Annotated in this window: 19 protein-coding genes; 11 read left to right on the top strand and 8 right to left on the bottom strand. The window is 66.7% G+C overall.

The window, feature by feature from the left end:
• Nucleotides 1-110: 110 nt before the first annotated feature.
• Together GGR46_RS04165 and GGR46_RS04160 are read left to right on the top strand one after the other, a co-directional pair.
• Complete coding sequence (locus tag GGR46_RS04165; RefSeq protein WP_183994810.1) at nucleotides 111-632, top strand: WG repeat-containing protein; 522 nt, start codon at nucleotides 111-113, stop codon at nucleotides 630-632.
• Between the two features lie 53 nt (nucleotides 633-685).
• Complete coding sequence (locus GGR46_RS04160; RefSeq protein WP_183994808.1) at nucleotides 686-1,246, top strand: hypothetical protein; 561 nt, start codon at nucleotides 686-688, stop codon at nucleotides 1,244-1,246.
• A gap of 12 nt (nucleotides 1,247-1,258) precedes the next feature.
• On the opposite strand, the gene GGR46_RS04155 is transcribed toward GGR46_RS04160, so the two are convergent.
• Nucleotides 1,259-2,029 (bottom strand): hypothetical protein, encoded by a 771-nt coding sequence (locus GGR46_RS04155; RefSeq protein WP_221262545.1) that lies wholly within the window; start codon nucleotides 2,027-2,029, stop codon nucleotides 1,259-1,261.
• Complete coding sequence (locus tag GGR46_RS04150) at nucleotides 2,029-2,589, bottom strand: YqgE/AlgH family protein (protein WP_183994803.1); 561 nt, start codon at nucleotides 2,587-2,589, stop codon at nucleotides 2,029-2,031. The genes GGR46_RS04155 and GGR46_RS04150 overlap by 1 nt, the downstream gene beginning before the upstream one ends.
• Nucleotides 2,590-2,701: 112 nt before the next feature.
• Between GGR46_RS04150 and GGR46_RS04145 the strand changes: the two genes are divergently transcribed.
• The 4 genes from GGR46_RS04145 to GGR46_RS04130 all read left to right on the top strand — a co-directional run bounded on the left by GGR46_RS04145 (nucleotide 2,702) and on the right by GGR46_RS04130 (nucleotide 5,397).
• Entirely contained in the window at nucleotides 2,702-3,184 is a 483-nt protein-coding gene (locus tag GGR46_RS04145) for a peroxiredoxin (protein WP_183994801.1), read from the top strand.
• A 72-nt stretch (nucleotides 3,185-3,256) separates the two neighbouring features.
• Nucleotides 3,257-3,523: a hypothetical protein gene (locus tag GGR46_RS04140; protein ID WP_183994799.1), complete on the top strand. Its 267-nt coding sequence runs from the start codon at nucleotides 3,257-3,259 to the stop codon at nucleotides 3,521-3,523.
• Between the two features lie 194 nt (nucleotides 3,524-3,717).
• Entirely contained in the window at nucleotides 3,718-5,163 is a 1,446-nt protein-coding gene (locus GGR46_RS04135) for an AMP nucleosidase (protein ID WP_183994797.1), read from the top strand.
• A 96-nt stretch (nucleotides 5,164-5,259) separates the two neighbouring features.
• Nucleotides 5,260-5,397 (top strand): hypothetical protein, encoded by a 138-nt coding sequence (locus GGR46_RS04130; protein ID WP_183994795.1) that lies wholly within the window; start codon nucleotides 5,260-5,262, stop codon nucleotides 5,395-5,397.
• Nucleotides 5,398-5,505: 108 nt separating this feature from the next.
• On the opposite strand, the gene GGR46_RS04125 is transcribed toward GGR46_RS04130, so the two are convergent.
• From GGR46_RS04125 to GGR46_RS04110, 4 genes are all read right to left on the bottom strand, one after another.
• Nucleotides 5,506-6,240, bottom strand: a complete 735-nt coding sequence (locus tag GGR46_RS04125; protein WP_183994793.1) for an SIMPL domain-containing protein — start codon at nucleotides 6,238-6,240, stop codon at nucleotides 5,506-5,508.
• A 52-nt stretch (nucleotides 6,241-6,292) separates the two neighbouring features.
• Nucleotides 6,293-8,128, bottom strand: coding sequence for a M2 family metallopeptidase (locus GGR46_RS04120; protein WP_183994791.1), 1,836 nt, complete (start codon nucleotides 8,126-8,128; stop codon nucleotides 6,293-6,295).
• A gap of 61 nt (nucleotides 8,129-8,189) precedes the next feature.
• Nucleotides 8,190-8,954 carry an alpha/beta fold hydrolase gene (locus GGR46_RS04115; protein ID WP_183994789.1) on the bottom strand — a complete coding sequence of 255 codons (765 nt, stop codon included), beginning with the start codon at nucleotides 8,952-8,954 and terminating at the stop codon, nucleotides 8,190-8,192.
• On the bottom strand, nucleotides 8,935-9,378 hold the full coding sequence (locus tag GGR46_RS04110) for a GFA family protein (protein WP_183994787.1): 444 nt from the start codon (nucleotides 9,376-9,378) through the stop codon (nucleotides 8,935-8,937). Before GGR46_RS04110 ends, GGR46_RS04115 begins: the two co-directional genes overlap by 20 nt.
• A gap of 218 nt (nucleotides 9,379-9,596) precedes the next feature.
• On the opposite strand from GGR46_RS04110, the gene GGR46_RS04105 reads away from it, so the two are divergent.
• The 3 genes from GGR46_RS04105 to GGR46_RS04095 are packed head-to-tail and all read left to right on the top strand — an operon-like array spanning nucleotide 9,597 to nucleotide 12,745.
• Nucleotides 9,597-10,043 (top strand): MarR family winged helix-turn-helix transcriptional regulator, encoded by a 447-nt coding sequence (locus GGR46_RS04105; RefSeq protein WP_183994785.1) that lies wholly within the window; start codon nucleotides 9,597-9,599, stop codon nucleotides 10,041-10,043.
• Entirely contained in the window at nucleotides 10,036-11,136 is a 1,101-nt protein-coding gene (locus GGR46_RS04100; protein WP_183994783.1) for an HlyD family secretion protein, read from the top strand. The genes GGR46_RS04105 and GGR46_RS04100 overlap by 8 nt, the downstream gene beginning before the upstream one ends.
• A gap of 1 nt (nucleotide 11,137) precedes the next feature.
• Entirely contained in the window at nucleotides 11,138-12,745 is a 1,608-nt protein-coding gene (locus tag GGR46_RS04095) for a DHA2 family efflux MFS transporter permease subunit (RefSeq protein ID WP_183994781.1), read from the top strand.
• Nucleotides 12,746-12,782: 37 nt separating this feature from the next.
• Here GGR46_RS04095 and GGR46_RS04090 read toward each other — a convergent pair whose 3' ends face one another.
• The gene (locus tag GGR46_RS04090; RefSeq protein ID WP_343057989.1) at nucleotides 12,783-14,090 is read right to left on the bottom strand and encodes a DUF418 domain-containing protein; all 1,308 of its coding nucleotides are present in this window, start codon (nucleotides 14,088-14,090) and stop codon (nucleotides 12,783-12,785) included.
• Between the two features lie 136 nt (nucleotides 14,091-14,226).
• Between GGR46_RS04090 and GGR46_RS04085 the strand changes: the two genes are divergently transcribed.
• Nucleotides 14,227-14,877, top strand: coding sequence for a hypothetical protein (locus tag GGR46_RS04085; RefSeq protein ID WP_183994779.1), 651 nt, complete (start codon nucleotides 14,227-14,229; stop codon nucleotides 14,875-14,877).
• Between the two features lie 130 nt (nucleotides 14,878-15,007).
• On the top strand, nucleotides 15,008-16,837 hold the full coding sequence (locus tag GGR46_RS04080) for a methyl-accepting chemotaxis protein (RefSeq protein WP_183994777.1): 1,830 nt from the start codon (nucleotides 15,008-15,010) through the stop codon (nucleotides 16,835-16,837).
• Nucleotides 16,838-16,966: 129 nt separating this feature from the next.
• Here GGR46_RS04080 and GGR46_RS04075 read toward each other — a convergent pair whose 3' ends face one another.
• Entirely contained in the window at nucleotides 16,967-17,992 is a 1,026-nt protein-coding gene (locus tag GGR46_RS04075) for an aspartate-semialdehyde dehydrogenase (protein WP_183994775.1), read from the bottom strand.
• Nucleotides 17,993-18,224: the final 232 nt, after the last annotated feature.

Genomic DNA, 18,224 nt, shown 5'->3' with positions numbered 1-18,224 from the left:
GCGCGCCCTACAGGCTCCGCCGCGCCGGCGCAATCCGAATATAAAGATATCTTTATATGATGCGGCGGAGCGGCTTTTGCGCGGGGCGAGGCGGCATGATAGCCAGGGGCATGCGCCGGCTGCTCCTCCCCTTGTTCGCGCTGGCCACAGCCGCGGCGCCGGCGCCCGGGGACTATCCCCTCGCCTGCTTCTACGCCCCGCGCGGCGGCGAGCTCGACACGTTCCAGGACTGCGCGGCGCGCAACCCCGACGGCACGATCCGCCTTGCCCCCGCGCATCTGCGCCAGCTCGATTTCGACCGCGCCGGCCTCGCCGCGATCCATGTCGGGGAGAGCTTCCACTATGTCCGCCGCGACGGCCGCACCGCGCCGGTGATGACGATGGACAATGGCGCCGACCCGTTCGTCCAGGACCGCGCCCGCTCCCGGCTGGGCGGCAAGATCGGCTTCATCGACCGTTCGCTGCGCCTCGTCATCCCCCGCCGCTATGACGGGGCGCTGCCGTTCGCCAGGGGCGCGGCGGAGGTCTGCACCGGCTGCACCCCGGCCAGCGACGGCGAGCATGGCTGGTATGAGGGCGGCCGCTGGGCGCGGATCGACCGGAGCGGTCGCGAGCGCCCTGCACAACGTTAGCACAGCGCCTTCGGTGCATTTCGGCCGTGACCGAATCACCGGAACGCGGCAGAGTGCGCGCGCGTCACTCCAACCGTGCGAGCCTTGCCATGTACCGGTTCCTTGCGCCGTCGCTGCTTCTGTCGCTCGCCTTGGTGGCCCCCGCCCATGCCCAGATGGAATTTGCCGGCTCGGTCCCGCAGCACGGCGTGGCGGACCAGGATGCCCGATCGATGATCTGGGCACGGATGAATGCGCCCGAACACATCAAGGTGAATTGCTGGAAGCTCGGCTGCGTGCTGATCGTCAACGAGACCGCGACCTATGACGTGGTCGGCTTCTATGTCGACAATGCCAAGCCGGGCAAGAAGGCGCGCTGGAGCAACAACGAGTTCCGCGAGCCGCTGCTGCCCAGCAAGGCGACCCTGCGCTTCAAGGCCGGCGGGCTCAGCACCTGCAGCATGCCGGTGCGCTTCGTGCTGCGGAAGCGCGATAGCGAGGAGAAGGCCGAGATCAACGGCGTCTCCAGCTTCTGCACCTCGCCGCACAACGACACGCTGATCCGCATCAAGATGCAGGAAGGCAAAGTCTATGTCCGCGGCGACGACGAGCCCGACCCGAACGAGACCCACTAGGCGGCTATAGGCTCAGCCGCACCACAGGACCGACTTGACCAGATGCGGCCTGGCGCAGGCGCGCCCGGCGGGCAGCGGCAGGGGTTTGCCCGGCTGCCACAGTCCCAGGCGCTGCTGGAGGTTCGGCATCTCGGAATCGATTACCGCCAGCGGGTTTCCGTCGCCATAGATGGTCGCGCTGCGGAAGCGCAGCGCCTGCCTATAGCGCAGGGCGGCATCGGGCCGGCTGACGCTGATCCAATAGCCGAACGGCGCGTCGACGGTCGGCTCGGCGAAGATCACCGCACCCTTGAGCGGCCCCTGCGCGACATAGCGGACCTCTTCGTTGTTGTTGCGGCCGGTCCGCTGGGCATAGGCGGTGACGAAGCGATCCCCTGCCCGGTCATAGGCGAGCAGCCGGGTGGCGACACGCTGGTTGCCATTGCCGCTATGCACGCTCGCCACGCGCAGGAGGAGCAGCGCCTTCCCGGGCGCGGGATACACGATCTCGGGCGCCTCGAGATAATGGGGATCCGAGAAGTAATCGGGCTCGCCGGCGAGCAGCAGGCCTGCCAGGCCCGGGTCGCAGCTGCGCCCCGCATCCCTGCTGAGGCACAGGGTGATCTTGCCGGGTTCCTGGTTGCCCGCCACACCCTCGCCTTCCGGTCCCTGGGTCGCGGTGAGGCGCCAGGGCGAGGACGTGCCGAACGGCCTGGCGAGGTCGACCGAGGCGATCTGCCTGCCTTCGGGCACCGCAGCCCCGCCGACAAGCAGCGCCGCACCCGCCAGCAACAGCAGCCGCATCATGCCCTGCCCGTGCTGTTCGCCAGCAGCCGCGGATCGATGCCCGCGCCGGCAAAGGCGACCGCCCAGCGATCCTCGGCATCGATGTCGTAGATCAGGTCGGGCGTGCCGTCGGTGTTGAACCATCCGTGGCGGGCCAACTCATTGTCGAGCTGGCCTTCGCTCCAGCCGGCATAACCGAGCGCCACGATCCATTTGGACGGCCCCGTCCCTTCCGCGATCGCGCGCAGCACGTCGATCGTGCCGGACAGCGCCCAGCGCCCGCCCACGTCGATCGTATCCTGCCCACCCCAATCGGGCGAGTGAAGCACGAAGCCTCGGCGCGGCTCGACGGGTCCGCCGAAATGCACCGGCGTGTCCGGCGCGAGGCCGGGCTCGATCTCGAACTGCTTGAGCAGGTCGTGCAGCGTCAGCCCGTCGATCGTGTCGCCGATGCCGATGCCGAGCGCCCCCTCCACATCGTGCGCGCACATCGCGATCACGGCGCGTTCGAAGCGCGGATCGCCGATGCCCGGCATTGCGAGGAGGAACTGGCCGGTTAGGAAGCGCGTCGAGTCCATGGCCGATCAACGTAGCCGGACCGTTTCGGCTCCGCCACGCTTGAAAATCCTCCCCGGCGCGCCGATTGAACGGCTCCACTGAATTTCCAGACTCGATTTCCAGGAGAGAAGAATGACCATCCAGGTTGGCGACCGCATCCCCAGCGTCAATTTCGTCAAGGTGACCGAGGGCGGCCCCGAGCAGATCGCCTCGGACGACTATTTCGCCGGCCGCAAGGTCGCGCTCTTCTCGGTGCCGGGTGCCTTCACCCCCACCTGCTCGGCCAAGCACCTGCCGGGCTTTGTCGAGAAGGCCGACGAGATCAAGGCGAAGGGCGTGGACGAGATCGCCTGCACCGCGGTCAACGACGCGTTCGTGATGGGCGCCTGGGGTCAGCAGAGCGGCGTCGCCGGCAAGGTGACGATGCTCGCCGACGGCAATGGCGACTTCCCCAAGGCGCTGGGCCTGACCATGGACGGATCGAAGTTCGGCATGGGCACGCGCGGCCAGCGCTTCTCGATGCTGGTCAATGACGGCGTGGTCGAGCAGCTCAACGTCGAGGCGCCGGGCCAGTTCGAAGTCAGCTCGGCCGATTATCTGCTCGGCCAGCTGTAACGTCGAAGGCGTAACGGAACCGCTGGAGGCTCGCCGGAGTTGATTCGGCGAGCACTTCAGAAAGGGACCGTCATGGCCGATACCGAAACCACGACCGCCGACAGCGCCACCAGCACCCCCACGACCCTGGAAGAGGCGACCGAGACCGCCAAGAGCTTCCTCGCCCAGGCGCAGGAAGCGATCGGCGATGCGGTCGACGCCACCGTCACCGCGGTGAAGGAACATCCGATCGCTGCAGCGGGAATCGCCGCAGGCGTCGCCGCCGCCGTGGGCGGTGCCGCCTATGCCGCCACCCAGCTGGGCGGTGACAAGGAACCGGCGCCGAAGGCGAAGAAGTAAGCTAGTTCCTCCCCGAGCTTGTCTCGGGGAGGGGGACCATCGCGAAGCGATGGTGGAGGGGCCGCCGGTAAAGCCGGCGGACTCCGTCCGCCGCCCCTCCACCGCCTTCGGCGGTCCCCCTCCTCCAGCGAGCTGGGGGAGGAATTGATTTGGCCAGTCTTGCCAGCGTCATCTTTGGGCACTAGCCCTGCAAGATGACTCAAGCATCCGACATCGTCGCCGATCTCGAGCGCCTCTACAACGCCTCGGTCGATCGCCTCAAAGCCGCCCTGAACCGCTATATCAACGAAGGTACGCCGCCGAGCCCGGAAGACCGGAGCGACGGCAGCTTCGCCTATCCCGAGCTGCGCGTCACCTATCGCGGCGGCAAGGATCGCAACCGCCCCACCCCGCGCCGCTCGTTCGGCCGGCTGGTCGAGGAAGGCGAGTATCGCATCTCGGTCACCCGCCCGGCGATGTTCAGCCGCTACCTGATCGAGCAGCTGACCTTCCTGATCGAGGACTATGACGTCGAGGTCCATGCCGTCACCGGGCGGCAGGAGATCCCCTTCCCGTACGTGCTCGATCCGAGCCACATCGCGGCGATGGACCAGATCTCGGTCACCGAGCTGGGCCGCCACTTCCCGGCGACCGAGCTGGCGCATATCGGCGACGAGATCGCCGACGGCCTGTGGATTTCGAGCGACGAGACCCGCCCGCTGGCATTGTTCGACGGACTGCGCACCGATTTCTCGCTGGCCCGCCTGCGCCACTATACCGGCACCCCGGTCGAGCATTTTCAGCAGTACATCCTGTTCACCAACTATCACCGCTATGTCGACGAGTTCGTCCGCTGGGCGGTCGACCAGCTGGGTGAAGGCTCGCGCTTCACTGGCGTTTCCGGCGCGGGCGGTATCCTGGTCGAGGCCGGGGACGATACCGACCGGCTGCTCCACGACACCTCGGCGTGGCGCCGTCACCAGATGCCCGCCTATCACCTGATGGCCAAGGACGGCTCGGGCATCACGCTGGTGAACATCGGCGTCGGCCCGTCCAACGCCAAGACGATCACCGATCACCTCGCGGTGCTCCGCCCCGAGGCGTGGCTGATGATCGGGCATTGCGGCGGCCTGCGCCCGAGCCAGCGGATCGGCGACTATGTCCTCGCCCACGCGTACCTGCGCGACGACCATATCATGGACGACGTGCTGCCGCCCGAGATCCCGATCCCCGCCATCGCGGAAGTCCAGCTTGCGCTGGCCCGCGCCGCCGGCACGATCTCCGGCCAGTCGGGCGACGAGCTCAAGCAGCGGCTGCGCACCGGCACGATCGTCACCACCGACGACCGCAACTGGGAGCTGCGCTACTCGCAATCGGCGCTGCGCTTCTCGCTGAGCCGCGCGGTGGGCATCGACATGGAGAGCGCGACGCTGGCCGCCCAGGGCTACCGCTTCCGCGTGCCCTATGGCACCCTGCTCTGCGTCTCGGACAAGCCGCTGCACGGCGAGCTCAAGCTGCCGGGCCAGGCGAACCTGTTCTACGAGCGGGCGATCGCCGAGCACCTCAAGATCGGCATCGAGACCTGCGAGGAGCTGCGCCGCGAAGGCGCCAAGCTCCATTCCCGCAAGCTGCGCGCGTTCAACGAGCCGCCGTTCCGGTGATCTCCCGCTCCCGTCACCCTCGCCTTTGGGCAGGGATGACGGGACCGGACGGGCATCCTATCTGAGTCCGGCGTTCAACCTTGAAGGAGAGCCCCCGTGATCGATCCCGAGGAACAGCCCGAAACCGAAGCGCCGCATGCGCACCAAGCCGATGGCACCGACAGCTCGGCCGAATGGGATGCCCAGATCGCCGATGAGGGCATGATCCCGGACAGCGATCCGCCTCAGGACTAGGCCATCATCCCGACGAAAGCCGGGATCTCGTGCGGCTCCTGCCCTGCGCCTTCGCCTTAGATCCCGGCTTTCGCCAGGATGACGGTATTGGTCGCAGGGACGGTGTGCCTATTTGCTGAGCTTGAATTCCACCGAGAGATTGGCATTCACCGTCACGGTATCCGAGCCCGCGCCCGGCTTGTTGGCGAACATGCCGATCAGCTCGAGGAAGAAGCTCATCGAGCCGGCGACCATGTCCTGCTTCTCGCTGATCCGCACGATCGACGTGCGGCGCAGGCCTAGCGTGCTGGCATAGGCCGCCGCCTCGCCCCGCGCCTTGGCGATCGCGTCCGCCTTGGCCTGACGGGTGGGGCCGACATAGTCGTCCAGCAGCGCGATAACCTCGTCCTCCATCTTCCCGCCATTGGCCTCGGCCGCGGACTTGGCGGCGGTCGCCGCGGCGCGGCTGGGCGCATCGAAGAAGATCGTCTCGGTCGCGGTCGATTGCGGCTTTTCCCCTACATCGTCGAGCGAGAAGCTGGGCTTGCCGCGCCCGGTAAAGGCGCCGACCAGGCTGGCGAGCGGATTGGAGGCGGCGCCTTCCAGCGGCTTGCCCTCGCGGATGCCCTGGGCACCGAGCGCCGCGACCAGCTTGGCGCGGTTCGCGGCCAGAGCGGCCTCCGCCGCCTTCTCGTCCGCGCCCTTGCCGGTGAGCTTCACCGAGAAGCGGAAGCGATTGGCGGGCACCTTCACCTGGCCGGCGGAGACGATCTCCACCGCCACCGGACCATCGACCGGCGCGGACTGGGCGAGTGCCGCATGGGGCAGTGCAACCACGGCCAGCGCGAGCGCATATCTGAGCATGTTCGAATCCCCTGAACGAAAAGGGCGGACCCTGCGGCCCGCCCCCGATTGATTACCAGCCCTGGGTCTGGCCCTTGTTCTGCTGGTCGAGCCACTTCTTCAGCGGGGCGAAATATTCCGCCATCGCCTTGCCCGACATCTCACGCGAGCCGGTGAATTCCTGCAGCGCGTCCGGCCAAGGCTTGGACGAACCCATCGCCAGCATCTTGTCGAGCTTCGCGCCTACTTCCTTGTTGCCATAGAAGGAGCAGCGGTGGAGCGGCCCCTTCCAGCCGGCCTGGTCGCACGCCGCCTTGTAGAACTGGAACTGCAGCACCCGCGCCAGGAAGTAGCGGGTGTAAGGCGTGGTCGCCGGGATGTGGAACTTGGCGCCCGCATCGAACCGGGTCTCGTCGCGCGCCACCGGCGGCACGATGCCCTGATACTGGAGGCGCAGCTTGTCCCAGCCGGCCTGGTAGCCATTCTCCGGAATCTGGCCCGAGAACACGCCCCAGCGCCACTTGTCGACGAGCAGACCGAAGGGCAGGAACGCAACCTTGTCCATCGCCTGGCGGAGCAGCAGGCCGATGTCCTTGTCGGCGCTGGGCACCTGGCCCTTGTCGAGCAGGCCGATCTGGACGAGGTAATCGGGCGTGATCGACAGCGCGATGAAGTCGCCGATCGCCTCGTGGAAACCGTCGTTCGCGCCGTCGAGGTACAGCGGCGACTGCTTGTTGTAGGCGCGCTGGTAATAGTTGTGGCCGAGCTCGTGGTGGATCGTCACGAAGTCGTCGGCATTGACCTTGATGCACATCTTGATGCGCAGATCGTCGACATTGTCGATGTCCCAGGCCGAGGCGTGGCAGATGACTTCGCGGTCCGCCGGCTTCAGGAACTGCGAGCGCTGCCAGAAGCTGTCGGGCAGCTGCTTGAAGCCGAGCGACGAGTAGAAGCCCTCGCCGGCCTTCACCATCTTGATATGGTCGTAGCTCTTGGCCTTGAGCAGATCGCCCACGTCATAGCCGACGCTGCCGGCACCGGCGGGCGCGACGATGTCGTAGATGTTGCCCCATTCCTGGGCCCACATGTTGCCGAGCAGATCGGCGCGGATCGGCCCCTTGTTGGCCTGTACGGCGTCGCCATACTTCTCGTTGAGCTTGTGGCGCACATAGGTGTGCAGCGCGATGTAGAGCGGCTTGAGGTCGTTCCAGATCTTGTCGGTCATCGCCGCGAAGGCGTCCGGATCCATGTCGTAGCCCGAGCGCCACATCGCGCCGACATCGGCATAGCCCAGGCCCTTGGCGCCCTGGTTCGAGATGCTGACCAGCTTGGCATAGTCGGGACGCATCGGCGCGCCGACATTGTCGTTCCAGCTGACCCACATCTCCTTGAGCTTGGCCGGATCGCGGCTCTCGCCCATTGCCGCCTCGATGTCCGAGCCGTTGATCGGCTTGCCGTCGAGCGTGCCCTTGCCGGCGCCGTAAATGCCGGTGATCTTGGCCGAGAGACCGGCCAACTCCTCCGCCGCGCCGGTACGCACCGGGGCGGGCAGCACGATCTTGTTGCGGAGCATGCCGAGCTTGCGGGCGGTGTCGTAATCGAGCCCGGCGACATTGGCGTATTTCGCCGCCTGGAGCGCGAGATCGACCTGCAGCGTGGTGAGCTTGGCGCCCTCACGCGCGGTCATCGCCTCGGTATCCTGGTTGATATAGGTGTTGTAGACCCAGTCGGTCCGCGCGGCGACGACGCCCTGGGCGAACAACTTCGCTTCGGCATCCGCGACGAACGCCTTGGCCTCGGCGGCGGTCGGTGCCGCCTGGGTGGTGTCGCCGTCGCGGCCGCGCGCGCCCAGCGGGGCGGCGGCAAGCAGCGAGGCAAGCGCGAGCATCGAGATGCCGGTGCGGATCATGTAAAGGAGTCCCCTCTGATTTTCTGGATGGCCGGGACGATGCGCGCGCCGCCCCAGCCGGTCAAGCCGCGAAGAAATCCGCGATCGCACGCCCCAGCTCGGGCTTGGTGACGGCGCTCATATGGTTGCCGGGAATCTCGACGAAGGTGGCGTGCGGCAGCATGTCTGCCAGCTCGTGCGCCGAGCCATTGTGATCGTCCTCGACACCGGCGACGACCAGGGTTTCCTCGGTCAGCCGGGCGAGATGCGCCTCCGGCGTGTCGACGAACGTGTCGAGCACCGGCAGCAGCGCCAGCGGATCGGCCTTGGAGGTCTTGAGGAACGCCTCGGTCAGCCATTCGCTCGAACCGCGCTCGAAGCTGCCGAGATTGGTGAGCACCCGGCGGAAATAGGTGCCGGTGCGCGAGGCGGCGGTGAGGCCGGAGAGCCCCATGCCGGCGAGCATCACCTTGCGCGGCGTGGCCCCGCCATCGACGATCATCCGCACCGTGGTGCGCGCGCCGAGCGAATAGCCGCCCAGATCGTAATCGGTGAGACCGAGATGCGCGACCAGCGCGAGACCGTCGCGCGCGGTCACGTCCGGCGGATAGCTCGCGGCATCGTGCGGCGCCGCGCTCATCCCGTGGCCGCGCAGATCGGGCATGATCACCCGGAAGCCCTTCTCGACCAGCTTCGCGGCATGGCCGTAGCGGATCCAGTTGATCTCCGCGGTGGAGGCATAGCCGTGGATCAGCACCGCGTCGCGCCCCTCACCCATCACGTGCCAGGCGAGCTCGACGCCGTCGAAGCTCTGGAAGCGGTGCGTTTCAATCGGGAAGTCGGCCAACTTTATCCATCCAGCGTTTGACGAGGCTCGGGTTCTCGTCGGTCCGTGATGCCGGCAGGTGGCTCGTGTCAAGCCACGCCCGGTGCCAGCTTTCGCATCCCGAATGCTCGGTGGGCACGAACCGGCCGGGCGCGTCGAAGCTGCCGACGGTCAGGTCCATATAGGGGTGGCCATGCGCTTCGTACGTGAGCGGCGTGCCGCATTCCCGGCAGAAGCCCCGCAGCGCTATCGGCGAGGCGGCGTAGCGATCGGGCTCCGTTTCCCAGCGGACATCGACCCTGCTCAGGTTCTTGAACGCGATCGAGACGCCGCCGGTGGCACGCTGGCACATGCGGCAATGGCAGAGATAGGCCTCGTCATCCGCCACCTGCGCCACATAGCGCACCCGCCCGCATTGGCATCCGCCGGTCATTTCCTCCGCCATGTCAGCGCTCTCCCTGTTGCTATTCCCATTCTACCCCCGGTCGTCATCCCGGCGAAAGCCGGGATCTCAGGCGAAGGCGCGGGGCAGGAGCCGCATGAGATCCCGGCTTTCGCCGGGATGACGGAATATGATGGGTTGCACGCCTTGCAACTATTGCATCGCACAATGCACTATGGTTGCAGATTGCAATCTATAAGTGTGCTTATTATGTGCGCGCTATGACCGAGAGTCTTGGATTCCTTCTGAGCGATACCGCTCGCCTGTTGCGCCGCCGTTTCGACGAGCGGGCGCGCAGCAGTGGCGCCAGCGTGGCGCAGTGGCGGATGCTCAAGACGCTGCACCGGCATCCGGGCCTGAACCAGGGCCAGCTTGCCGAGCAGCTCGAAGTAGAGCCGATCACCGCGTGCCGGATGATCGACCGGCTGGAGGAAGCCGGCTTCGTCGAGCGCCGCCGCGATCCCGCCGATCGTCGCGCCTGGCGGATTCACCTTACCGACAAGGCCGACCCGGTGCTCGACGACCTCCAGGAACTGGCCGGGGTGATGATCGAAGACGCGCTTCAGGGGCTGAGCTCCGCGCAGCGTGAACAACTGGTCGGGTCGCTGGAGGCGATCCGCGCCAATCTGAACAACGTTCAAGAGGGCAAAGAGGCCGCAAATGGCTGACGCAGATCCGAAGATCGAAAAGTCCGAAGAGACCAAGATCACCATCCCGACCGAGGAAACCACCGCTCCGGAGGCACCGGCCAAGGCAAAGCGCAGCCTGCTGCGCCCGCTGCTGATGTTCGGCGTGCCGGCGATCCTGCTCGCGGTCGTGGGCTATTTCTACTTCACCGGCGGCAACAGCGTCTCCACCGACAATGCCTATGTCCAGCAGGACAAGAGCTCGGTCTCGACCGATGTCGCGGGCCGCATCGTCTATGTCGGCGTGAAGGAGAACCAGGCGGTCAAGGCGGGCGACGTGCTGTTCCGCATCGATCCCGAGCCCTACAAGATCGCCGTCGCCCAGGCCCAGGCCGCAATCGCCGCGGCGCAGGTGCAGCTCAACACCGACCAGGTGAGCGCGCAGGGCAAGGGTGCGGACATCCAGGCGGCGCAGGACGCAATCCAGAACGCCCAGGAGAATTACGAGCGGCAGGCTGCGCTGATGAAGCAGGGCTTCACCACCCGCGCCAATTTCCAGTCGGCGGAGCATGCGCTCGAGCAGGCGCGCGCGCAGCTGCTCAATGCGCAGGCGAGCGCAAGCGAAGCGCGTGCCAAGCTCGCCACCGGTGCCGCGGTGCCCGGCGAGAACCCGGCGATCGCCGCCGCGCGCGTCCAGCTCGACAAGGCCCTGCTCGACCTGCAGCGCACCACCGTCGTCGCACCGGTGAACGGCATCGTCAGCCAGACCAAGAGCCTGCAGGTGGGCCAGCAGATGATCACCGGCCTCGCCGCCGTGACGATCGTCTCGGACAAGCCGGCCTGGGTCGACGCGAACTTCAAGGAGACGGACCTCAACAGGATGCGGGTCGGCCAGTGCGCGATGGTCAGCTTCGACGCCTATCCGGGCCTGGACCTCAAGGGCCATGTCGAATCGATGGGTGCCGGCACCGGCTCCGAATTCTCGGTGCTTCCCGCCCAGAACGCCAATGGCAACTGGGTGAAGGTCACCCAGCGCGTTCCCGTGCGCATCGCGATCGACGAGAAGAGCCCGCGCGCCCTGATCGCCGGCATCTCGGCAGACGTGAAGGTGATCTTCAAGGGCGCCTGCAAGTAACATGGCGACGGCAGCCCCCGGCCGCGCCACCAGGGCGGGTGAGGCGCCTCCCTCTGCGCCTCCCCGTCCGCAAGCTTCGGGCGGTGCCGCACTGCCGGTAAAGTACAGGGGGCTGCTGACCCTCGGCGTCATGATGGCGACGATCATGCAGATCCTCGACACGACGATCGCCAACGTCGCCATCCCGCACATGCAGGCGTCGCTCGGCGCCACGCGCGACACGATCAACTGGGTGCTGACGAGCTATATCGTCGCCTCGGCCATCGCGATCCCGATCACCGGCTGGCTGTCCGACCGGATCGGCTCGCGCAACCTGTTCCTGATCTCCACCGTCGGCTTCGTCATCGCCTCCGCCCTGTGCGGTGCGGCGCAGACGCTGGAGGAAATGGTAGCCTTCCGCATCCTGCAGGGCATTACCGCGGCGTTCCTCAACCCGCTCAGCCAGACGGTGATGCTCGACATCAACAAGCCCGAGGACCAGCCCAAGGCGATGTCGATCTGGGGCATGGGCATCATGGTCGGCCCGATCATGGGCCCGCTGATCGGCGGTTATCTCACCGACAATTTCAACTGGCGCTGGGTGTTCTACGTGAACCTGCCGGTCGGCGTCGTGTGCTTCGCCATCCTGTGGTGGCTCCTCCCCTCGCGACCGATCCGCAAGCGCCAGTTCGACGCGTTCGGCTTCAGCCTGCTGGCGATCGGGATCGCCTCGCTCCAGCTGATGCTCGACCGGGGCCAGGACCAGGACTGGTTCTCCTCGACCGAGATCTGGGTCGAGATGCTGGTATCGATCGTCGCGCTGTGGATGTTCTTCGTCCACCTGTTCACCGGCAAGAACCCGATGTTCGAGCGCGAGCTGTGGAAGCATCGCAACCTGGTGACCGGCATCTTCTTCATGATGGTGATCGGCCTGGTGATGATGGCGACGATGGCGCTGCTGCCGCCGATGCTGCAGAGCCTGTACGGCTATTCGGTGTTCGACACCGGGCTGATGCTGATGCCGCGCGGCGTGGGCGTGGTGATCACCATGTTCGCGGGCGCGCAGCTGATCCAGCGCGGCTGGCTCGATCCGCGCTGGTCGGTGGGCATCGGCCTGACGATCGCGGCGGTATCGCTATGGGAGATGTCGGGCTGGACGATCGAGATGGGCAGCACGCCCTTCATCGTCTCGGGCTTCATCCAGGGCCTGGGCCTGGGCCTGGTGTTCATGCCACTCAACGGGCTCGCCTTTGCCGGCCTGCCCCCGCATTTCCGCACCGAAGGGTCGAGCCTGCTCAACCTGACCCGCAATATCGGCGCGTCGGTGGGCATCTCGGCGGTGAGCGCGATCCTCGCCCAGAACATCCAGCGCAGCCATCAATATCTGGGCGAGCACGTCACCGCGACGACGATGAACGGCATGGGCGTGTTCCTGCAGCAATTGGGCGCGCAGGGTGCGATGATCACCGGGATGGTCGATGCCGAGGTCAACCGCCAGGCCGCGATGATCGCCTATCTCAACGACTTCTGGCTGATGGCGATCGTGACCGCGGTCAGCGTGCCGCTGGTGCTGCTGCTGCAGAAGCCGGGCGGCAAGGTGGAGAATGACCCGGCTGCGGCTGGGCACTAGGGCCTCAACGTTCCCCTCCTTTCAAGGAGGGTAGCGACTAAGCCGCAACGGCGCGGGATGTCCCGGAAGTATCGCCCCTCACCCGCACCAACGGCTGCCACTTCACATAGGCCAGGCTGCGCCACGCCCATTCCAGCGGGCCGCTGACGAAGTATCGCATCCACCAATTGGCGAATCCGACCAGCAGGACGATGCCGATCGTCGAGACCAAAGCCGACTGTGCCCAGCCATATCGGCCCCAGGGCAGCAGGCCCCAGGGCGCGAACAGGATGTACTTCCCCACTGCCTGCTCGAGGAAATAGAGCGAGAAGGCCATGCGGCCGGGCGCCTTGAACACCGCCAGCAGCGCGGCGCCCGCACGGCCCTTCACCAGCAGGTTGACCAGAGCGAGATGCCCCAGGCCGATTGCGATCCGGGCGAACTCACCGGTGATCCACAGGGTGCGCGGGCCGGGCGTGAAGCTCAAAGTCTCGGAAATGCCCCAGGCGCGCGCGACGATGCCGAAACTATAGCCGCAGGCGAGCAGCCACAGATAGAAGCGCGCGCTGCGCTGCCCCTGGATCACCCCCCATTTCCACAGCGCTATGCCGATCAGCATCGTGCAGAACGCCTCCAGCACGTCCCAGATCAGCCATTCGCTGGCGAGATAGCTCCAGTAATTCCACGCTTCCTTAGCATAGGGCAGCCAGCCGCCCTGATGCGCTGCTTGCTCGCGGGCGACGAGCTTCGCGTCGGGCACATGGGTGGAGAGCTTGCGCCATTCGGCGAGCGCGGCCGGCTCGCCCTGCGCCACCTGCTGCACCAGCACCGAGCGCTCGGCATATTCGCGCGCGCCATATTCGGGGATGCCGATGCCGGTCAGCACCGCCCAGCCCAGCCCCAGCAGCACCAGAGTCTTCGGCCCCAGCGTGCGGAACGGGAAGAGGAACAGCGCAGCAAGCGCATAGATGTGGAGGATGTCGCCCGGCCAGAGCAGCACGAACACGTCGAACAGCCCGAAGGCGAGCAGCCAAAGGTTGCGGCGATAATAGAGGTCGGCGACCGCGACCGGCCCCTCCGGCGTCATCGCCTTGCGCGCCAGCACCATCATGCCGGCGCCGAACAGGAATTCGAGCAGGCAGCGCTGCGTGCCCGCCAGGAAGATGTTGATCAGCACCCAGGCATCGCGGTCGGGTGCGGTCCAGCCGATCAGCCGGACATCGGCCGAGAAGGTCCAGACGCTCGCCGCCATATAGGGCACGTTGATGTAGAAGATGCCGAGGATCGCGATACCGCGCAGCATGTCGAGCACGTCGATGCGCGCCTTGCCCCGAACCGGGGCCAATCCGGCATTGCCCGTTTCCACCACCCGACGCGACCCACCCCAGTGAACGGGCCTGTCTAACCTCGATCAGTCAATTCCCGGTAAAGAGCGTCGCACTGTGCCATCTCGTTTCGCGCACCGATTCAGGATAGGATCGGGCGACGAAGAGGGGGATGGGATGCGGATCAAGATGCTCGCCACGGTTTGCGCCGCGCTCGCGCTGGGGGCCGCCGCTCCACCCCGCCCCGCCCCGATCGAGCAGCTCGACGTCGCGCTGCACGAGCTCACGCCCAAGGGCGCGGAATTCACCCTCGCCACGATCCCGGCGGAAGAGCGCGGCGCCTTCGCCCGTGCCCGGGCAGACCGGATCGAAGTCGATCCCGATGCGCTGGCGCTGATCGAGGACCGCCAGAGCGCCCGCGCCCTCGCCGCCTTGCTGCTCAGCTATTATGCGATGCCCGATCCCGACCGGGTGGTCACCAGCCCGTCCCGGGTGGGAACCATGGCCGCGGCGGCCGGCGCGATCCTGCTCGGCACCCAGGTGATCGATCCGCTCGACAAGAAATATTCCAGCCAGGACGGGCGGGTGCTTCCGGCGCTGGAGCTGGGCTGGTTCCTCCCCGCGCGCGAAGGGCCGGAGGACGGGGCGATCCGCGCCTCGCGGATGGTCGCGATGCTCAATGCGATCGGCAGCTGTTCCGGCCCGCTCGCCGACATGCTCGACCATGCCGAGAAGCTCGGCAATCGCGAGGCGAGCGGCCTGGCCCGGCGCGTCCGCAAGGATCTCGGCCGCTCGATCTACCCACCTGACTATAGCTGCGACATCTGAGCGAGCGGGCAAAAAAACGTTACACTTGCGTAATCTCGCATTTGCAGCATCGGGCACGGTAACCGCCCTATAATGATGGAAATTCCGACTTTTCGGCGTCGTCCCCCGGCGCCGGCCAACGAGATTTCCCATGCGCCAGCAACTTGCCAACCTGCCCCTCGCCACCAAGACCACGATCATCACCATCTCCAGCCTGTTGTTGCTGGCGCTCGCCACCTATGTGCTGAGCGACCGGGTGCTCACCGCCGATGCCGAGCGCATGGCGGCCGAGCGGCAGGAGACCAACATGCGCGTGGCCTGGAAGGTGCTGCGCGACCAGGGCGACGGCTTCCGGGCCGAGGGCGGCGACCTCTATGTCGGCGCACACAAGCTCAATGGCTGGACCCAGCCGGTCGACGAGATCAAGACTTTGGTCGGCGGCACCGCGACGATCTTCGCGGGCGACACGCGGATCACCACCAACGTGCTCAAGCCCGACGGCAGCCGCGCGGTCGGCACGCCCCTGGCGGCCGGTCCGGCCAAGGATGCGGTGCTCGGCGATGGCAAACCATATCGGGGGTCCGCCGACATCCTCGGCAAGCCCTTCTTCACCGCCTATGATCCGATCAAGGATGCCAGCGGCAAGGTGATCGGCGTGCTCTATGTCGGCATCCCGCGCTCGGATGTTCTTGCCGGCATTCAGTCGGTCCGCAGCTCGATGGCGATCGCCGCGACGCTGATCACGCTGCTCGTCACGGTGATCGGCTTCCTGATCTGCCGGGCGATGTTCCGCCCCCTTTCCCAGATGACCGAAGCCATGCAGCACCTCGCCGCCGGTGATGCCGCGATCACCGTGCCCGAGCATCGCAGCGCCGACGAGATCGGCCAGATGGCCCGTGCGCTGGAGCGCTTCCGCGTCGCCGCCAACGACAAGGCGGCGGCCGAGGCGAAGCATCGGCTCGGCGAGATCGAGCGCGAAAAGGCGATGGCGATGCTGGGCGGCGCGCTGGAGCGCGTGGCGGGCGGCGACCTGACCGCCGACGTCGGCAGCGACTTCCCCACCGACTTCGCGATGCTCGGCGGCAACTACAATGCGGCGCTGGCGAGCCTGCGAGAGCTGATCGGCACGGTGCTGGAGAGCACCGGCGCGATCCAGACCGGCTCAAGCGAGATCGCCGCCGCCTCCGAGGATCTGGCGCGCCGCACCGAGGGCAATGCCGCCAGCCTGGAGGAGACTTCGGCCGCGGTGACCCAGATGAACCAGCGCCTGCGCGCCACTGCCGATGCGGCCGGCCAGACCGTCACGCGCGCCGATGCGGCGATCGCGGTGGTCGGATCGGGCCGCGCCACTGCCGACGAGGCGGTGCAGGCGATGAACCGGGTGAGCGACAGCGCCAAGGGCATCGATTCGGTGATCGAGGGCCTCGACAAGATCGCCTTCCAGACCCGGGTCCTCGCAATGAACGCCGCGGTGGAAGCGGGCCGCGCCGGCGAGGCGGGCCGCGGCTTCGCGGTGGTCGCCGACCTGGTCAGCGCCCTCGCGATGCGCGCCGAGGAGGAAGCCAAGCGCGCCCGCGACCAGCTCACCGTCACCCAGGCCGAGGTCGAGACCGCACGAGGCGCGGTCGAGCGGGTCGATACCGCGCTGTCGGACATCGTCGACACGGTCGGCGAAGTGCACCAGCTGCTCGGTACGATCGCCGCGGACAACCAGGCCCAGTCGATGGCGATCAGCGAAGTCAGCACCGCGATCAGCTCGATGGACCAGGCGACCCAGCAGAATGCGGCGATGGTCGAGGAAACCTCCGCGGCGGCACGCACGCTGACCGACCAGGTCGGCCGGCTCGACGCGCAGGCGAGCACGTTCCGGATCGGCGACGGGCGCGGCGCTCCTGCCCCGCGCACCTTCAAGCCGCTGGCCAGCACGCGGCCAGTGCCGGCCAAGCCGGTCGGCGATGCCGAGGCCTGGGCGAGCTTTTAAGAAACGACGTCAGCCAATAAGCGGCGGGATGACGGTTTGGGCCGGATTACGGATTGGGGCCGGATGACTGGCGCGAAAAGGGGGGCGGTGGCGCGATGCCACCGCCCCCCTTTTCTGTATCGTGTCGCCTTACGCCTTCTTCAGGTGCCGGCGGCCGAGCAGCTCGGCGATCTGGACGGCGTTGAGCGCGGCGCCCTTGCGGAGATTGTCCGAGACGCACCAGAGCGACAGGCCATTCTCCACCGTCGAGTCCTCGCGGACGCGGCTGACGAAGGTGGCATATTCACCGACGCACTCGATCGGCGTGACGTATCCGCCGTCCTCATGCTTGTCGACGAGCATGATGCCCGGTGCCTCGCGCAGGATGTTCTTGGCCTGCGCGGCCGAGATCTCGTCCTCGAACTCGATGTTGATCGCTTCCGAATGGCCGACGAACACCGGCACGCGCACGCAGGTGGCGGTGACCTTGATCTTCGGATCGAGGATCTTCTTGGTCTCGACGACCATCTTCCACTCTTCCTTGGTCGAGCCGTCGTCCAGGAAGCTGTCGATGTGCGGGATCACGTTGAAGGCGATCTGCTTGGTGAACTTCTTCGGCTCGGCACTGTCGCCGACGAAGATGTTGCGGCTCTGCTCGAACAGCTCGTCCATGCCCGCCTTGCCCGCGCCGGAGACCGACTGGTAGGTCGCGACGACGACGCGCTTGATCTTGGCGGCATCGTGGAGCGGCTTGAGCGCCACGACCATCTGCGCGGTCGAGCAGTTCGGGTTGGCGATGATGCCCCGCGCCTTGTAGCCGTCGATCGCCTCCGGGTTCACTTCCGGCACGATCAGCGGCACGTCCGGATCCATGCGGTAGAGCGACGCATTGTCGATCACCGTGCAGCCGGCGGCGGCGAACCTGGGCGCATGGAGCTTCGAGCCTTCCGAGCCGATCGCGAACAGCGCGATGTCCCAGCCGGTCGGATCGAAATGCTCGATGTTCTGGATCTTGTACTGTTTCCCGGTCTCGCCGAAATCCACCATGTCCCCGGTCGAGCGCGACGAGGCCAGCACGGCCAGGTCGTCGATCGGGAATTCCCGCTCGGCCAGAATGTTCAACATTTCGCGCCCGACATTGCCGGTGGCGCCTGCGACGACGACACGGTAGCCCATTTCGATCCTTTCCGAACCTCGCAGATACTCCGCGAGGACGCCTATCTGTCAGAGAGTGTCGGAATGCCAGTGCATTCCTGTGCTTCGCGGCAAGAATACCGCATCGGCGCCCATCAGGGGCGCGCGGTAATTCGTTTGCTAGTTCGTTTCGTGCGAAGCATGGCGGCGCATCTAGCAGAAGAAAATTGCGGTGGCGAGACGCCGCACGAAACTTTTTGTCTCGCCACCCGAT

The sequence above is a fragment of the Sphingomonas kyeonggiensis genome (assembly GCF_014196745.1).
GTDB lineage: Bacteria > Pseudomonadota > Alphaproteobacteria > Sphingomonadales > Sphingomonadaceae > Sphingomonas > Sphingomonas kyeonggiensis.
This window is presented reverse-complemented; position numbering and strand designations above follow the sequence as displayed.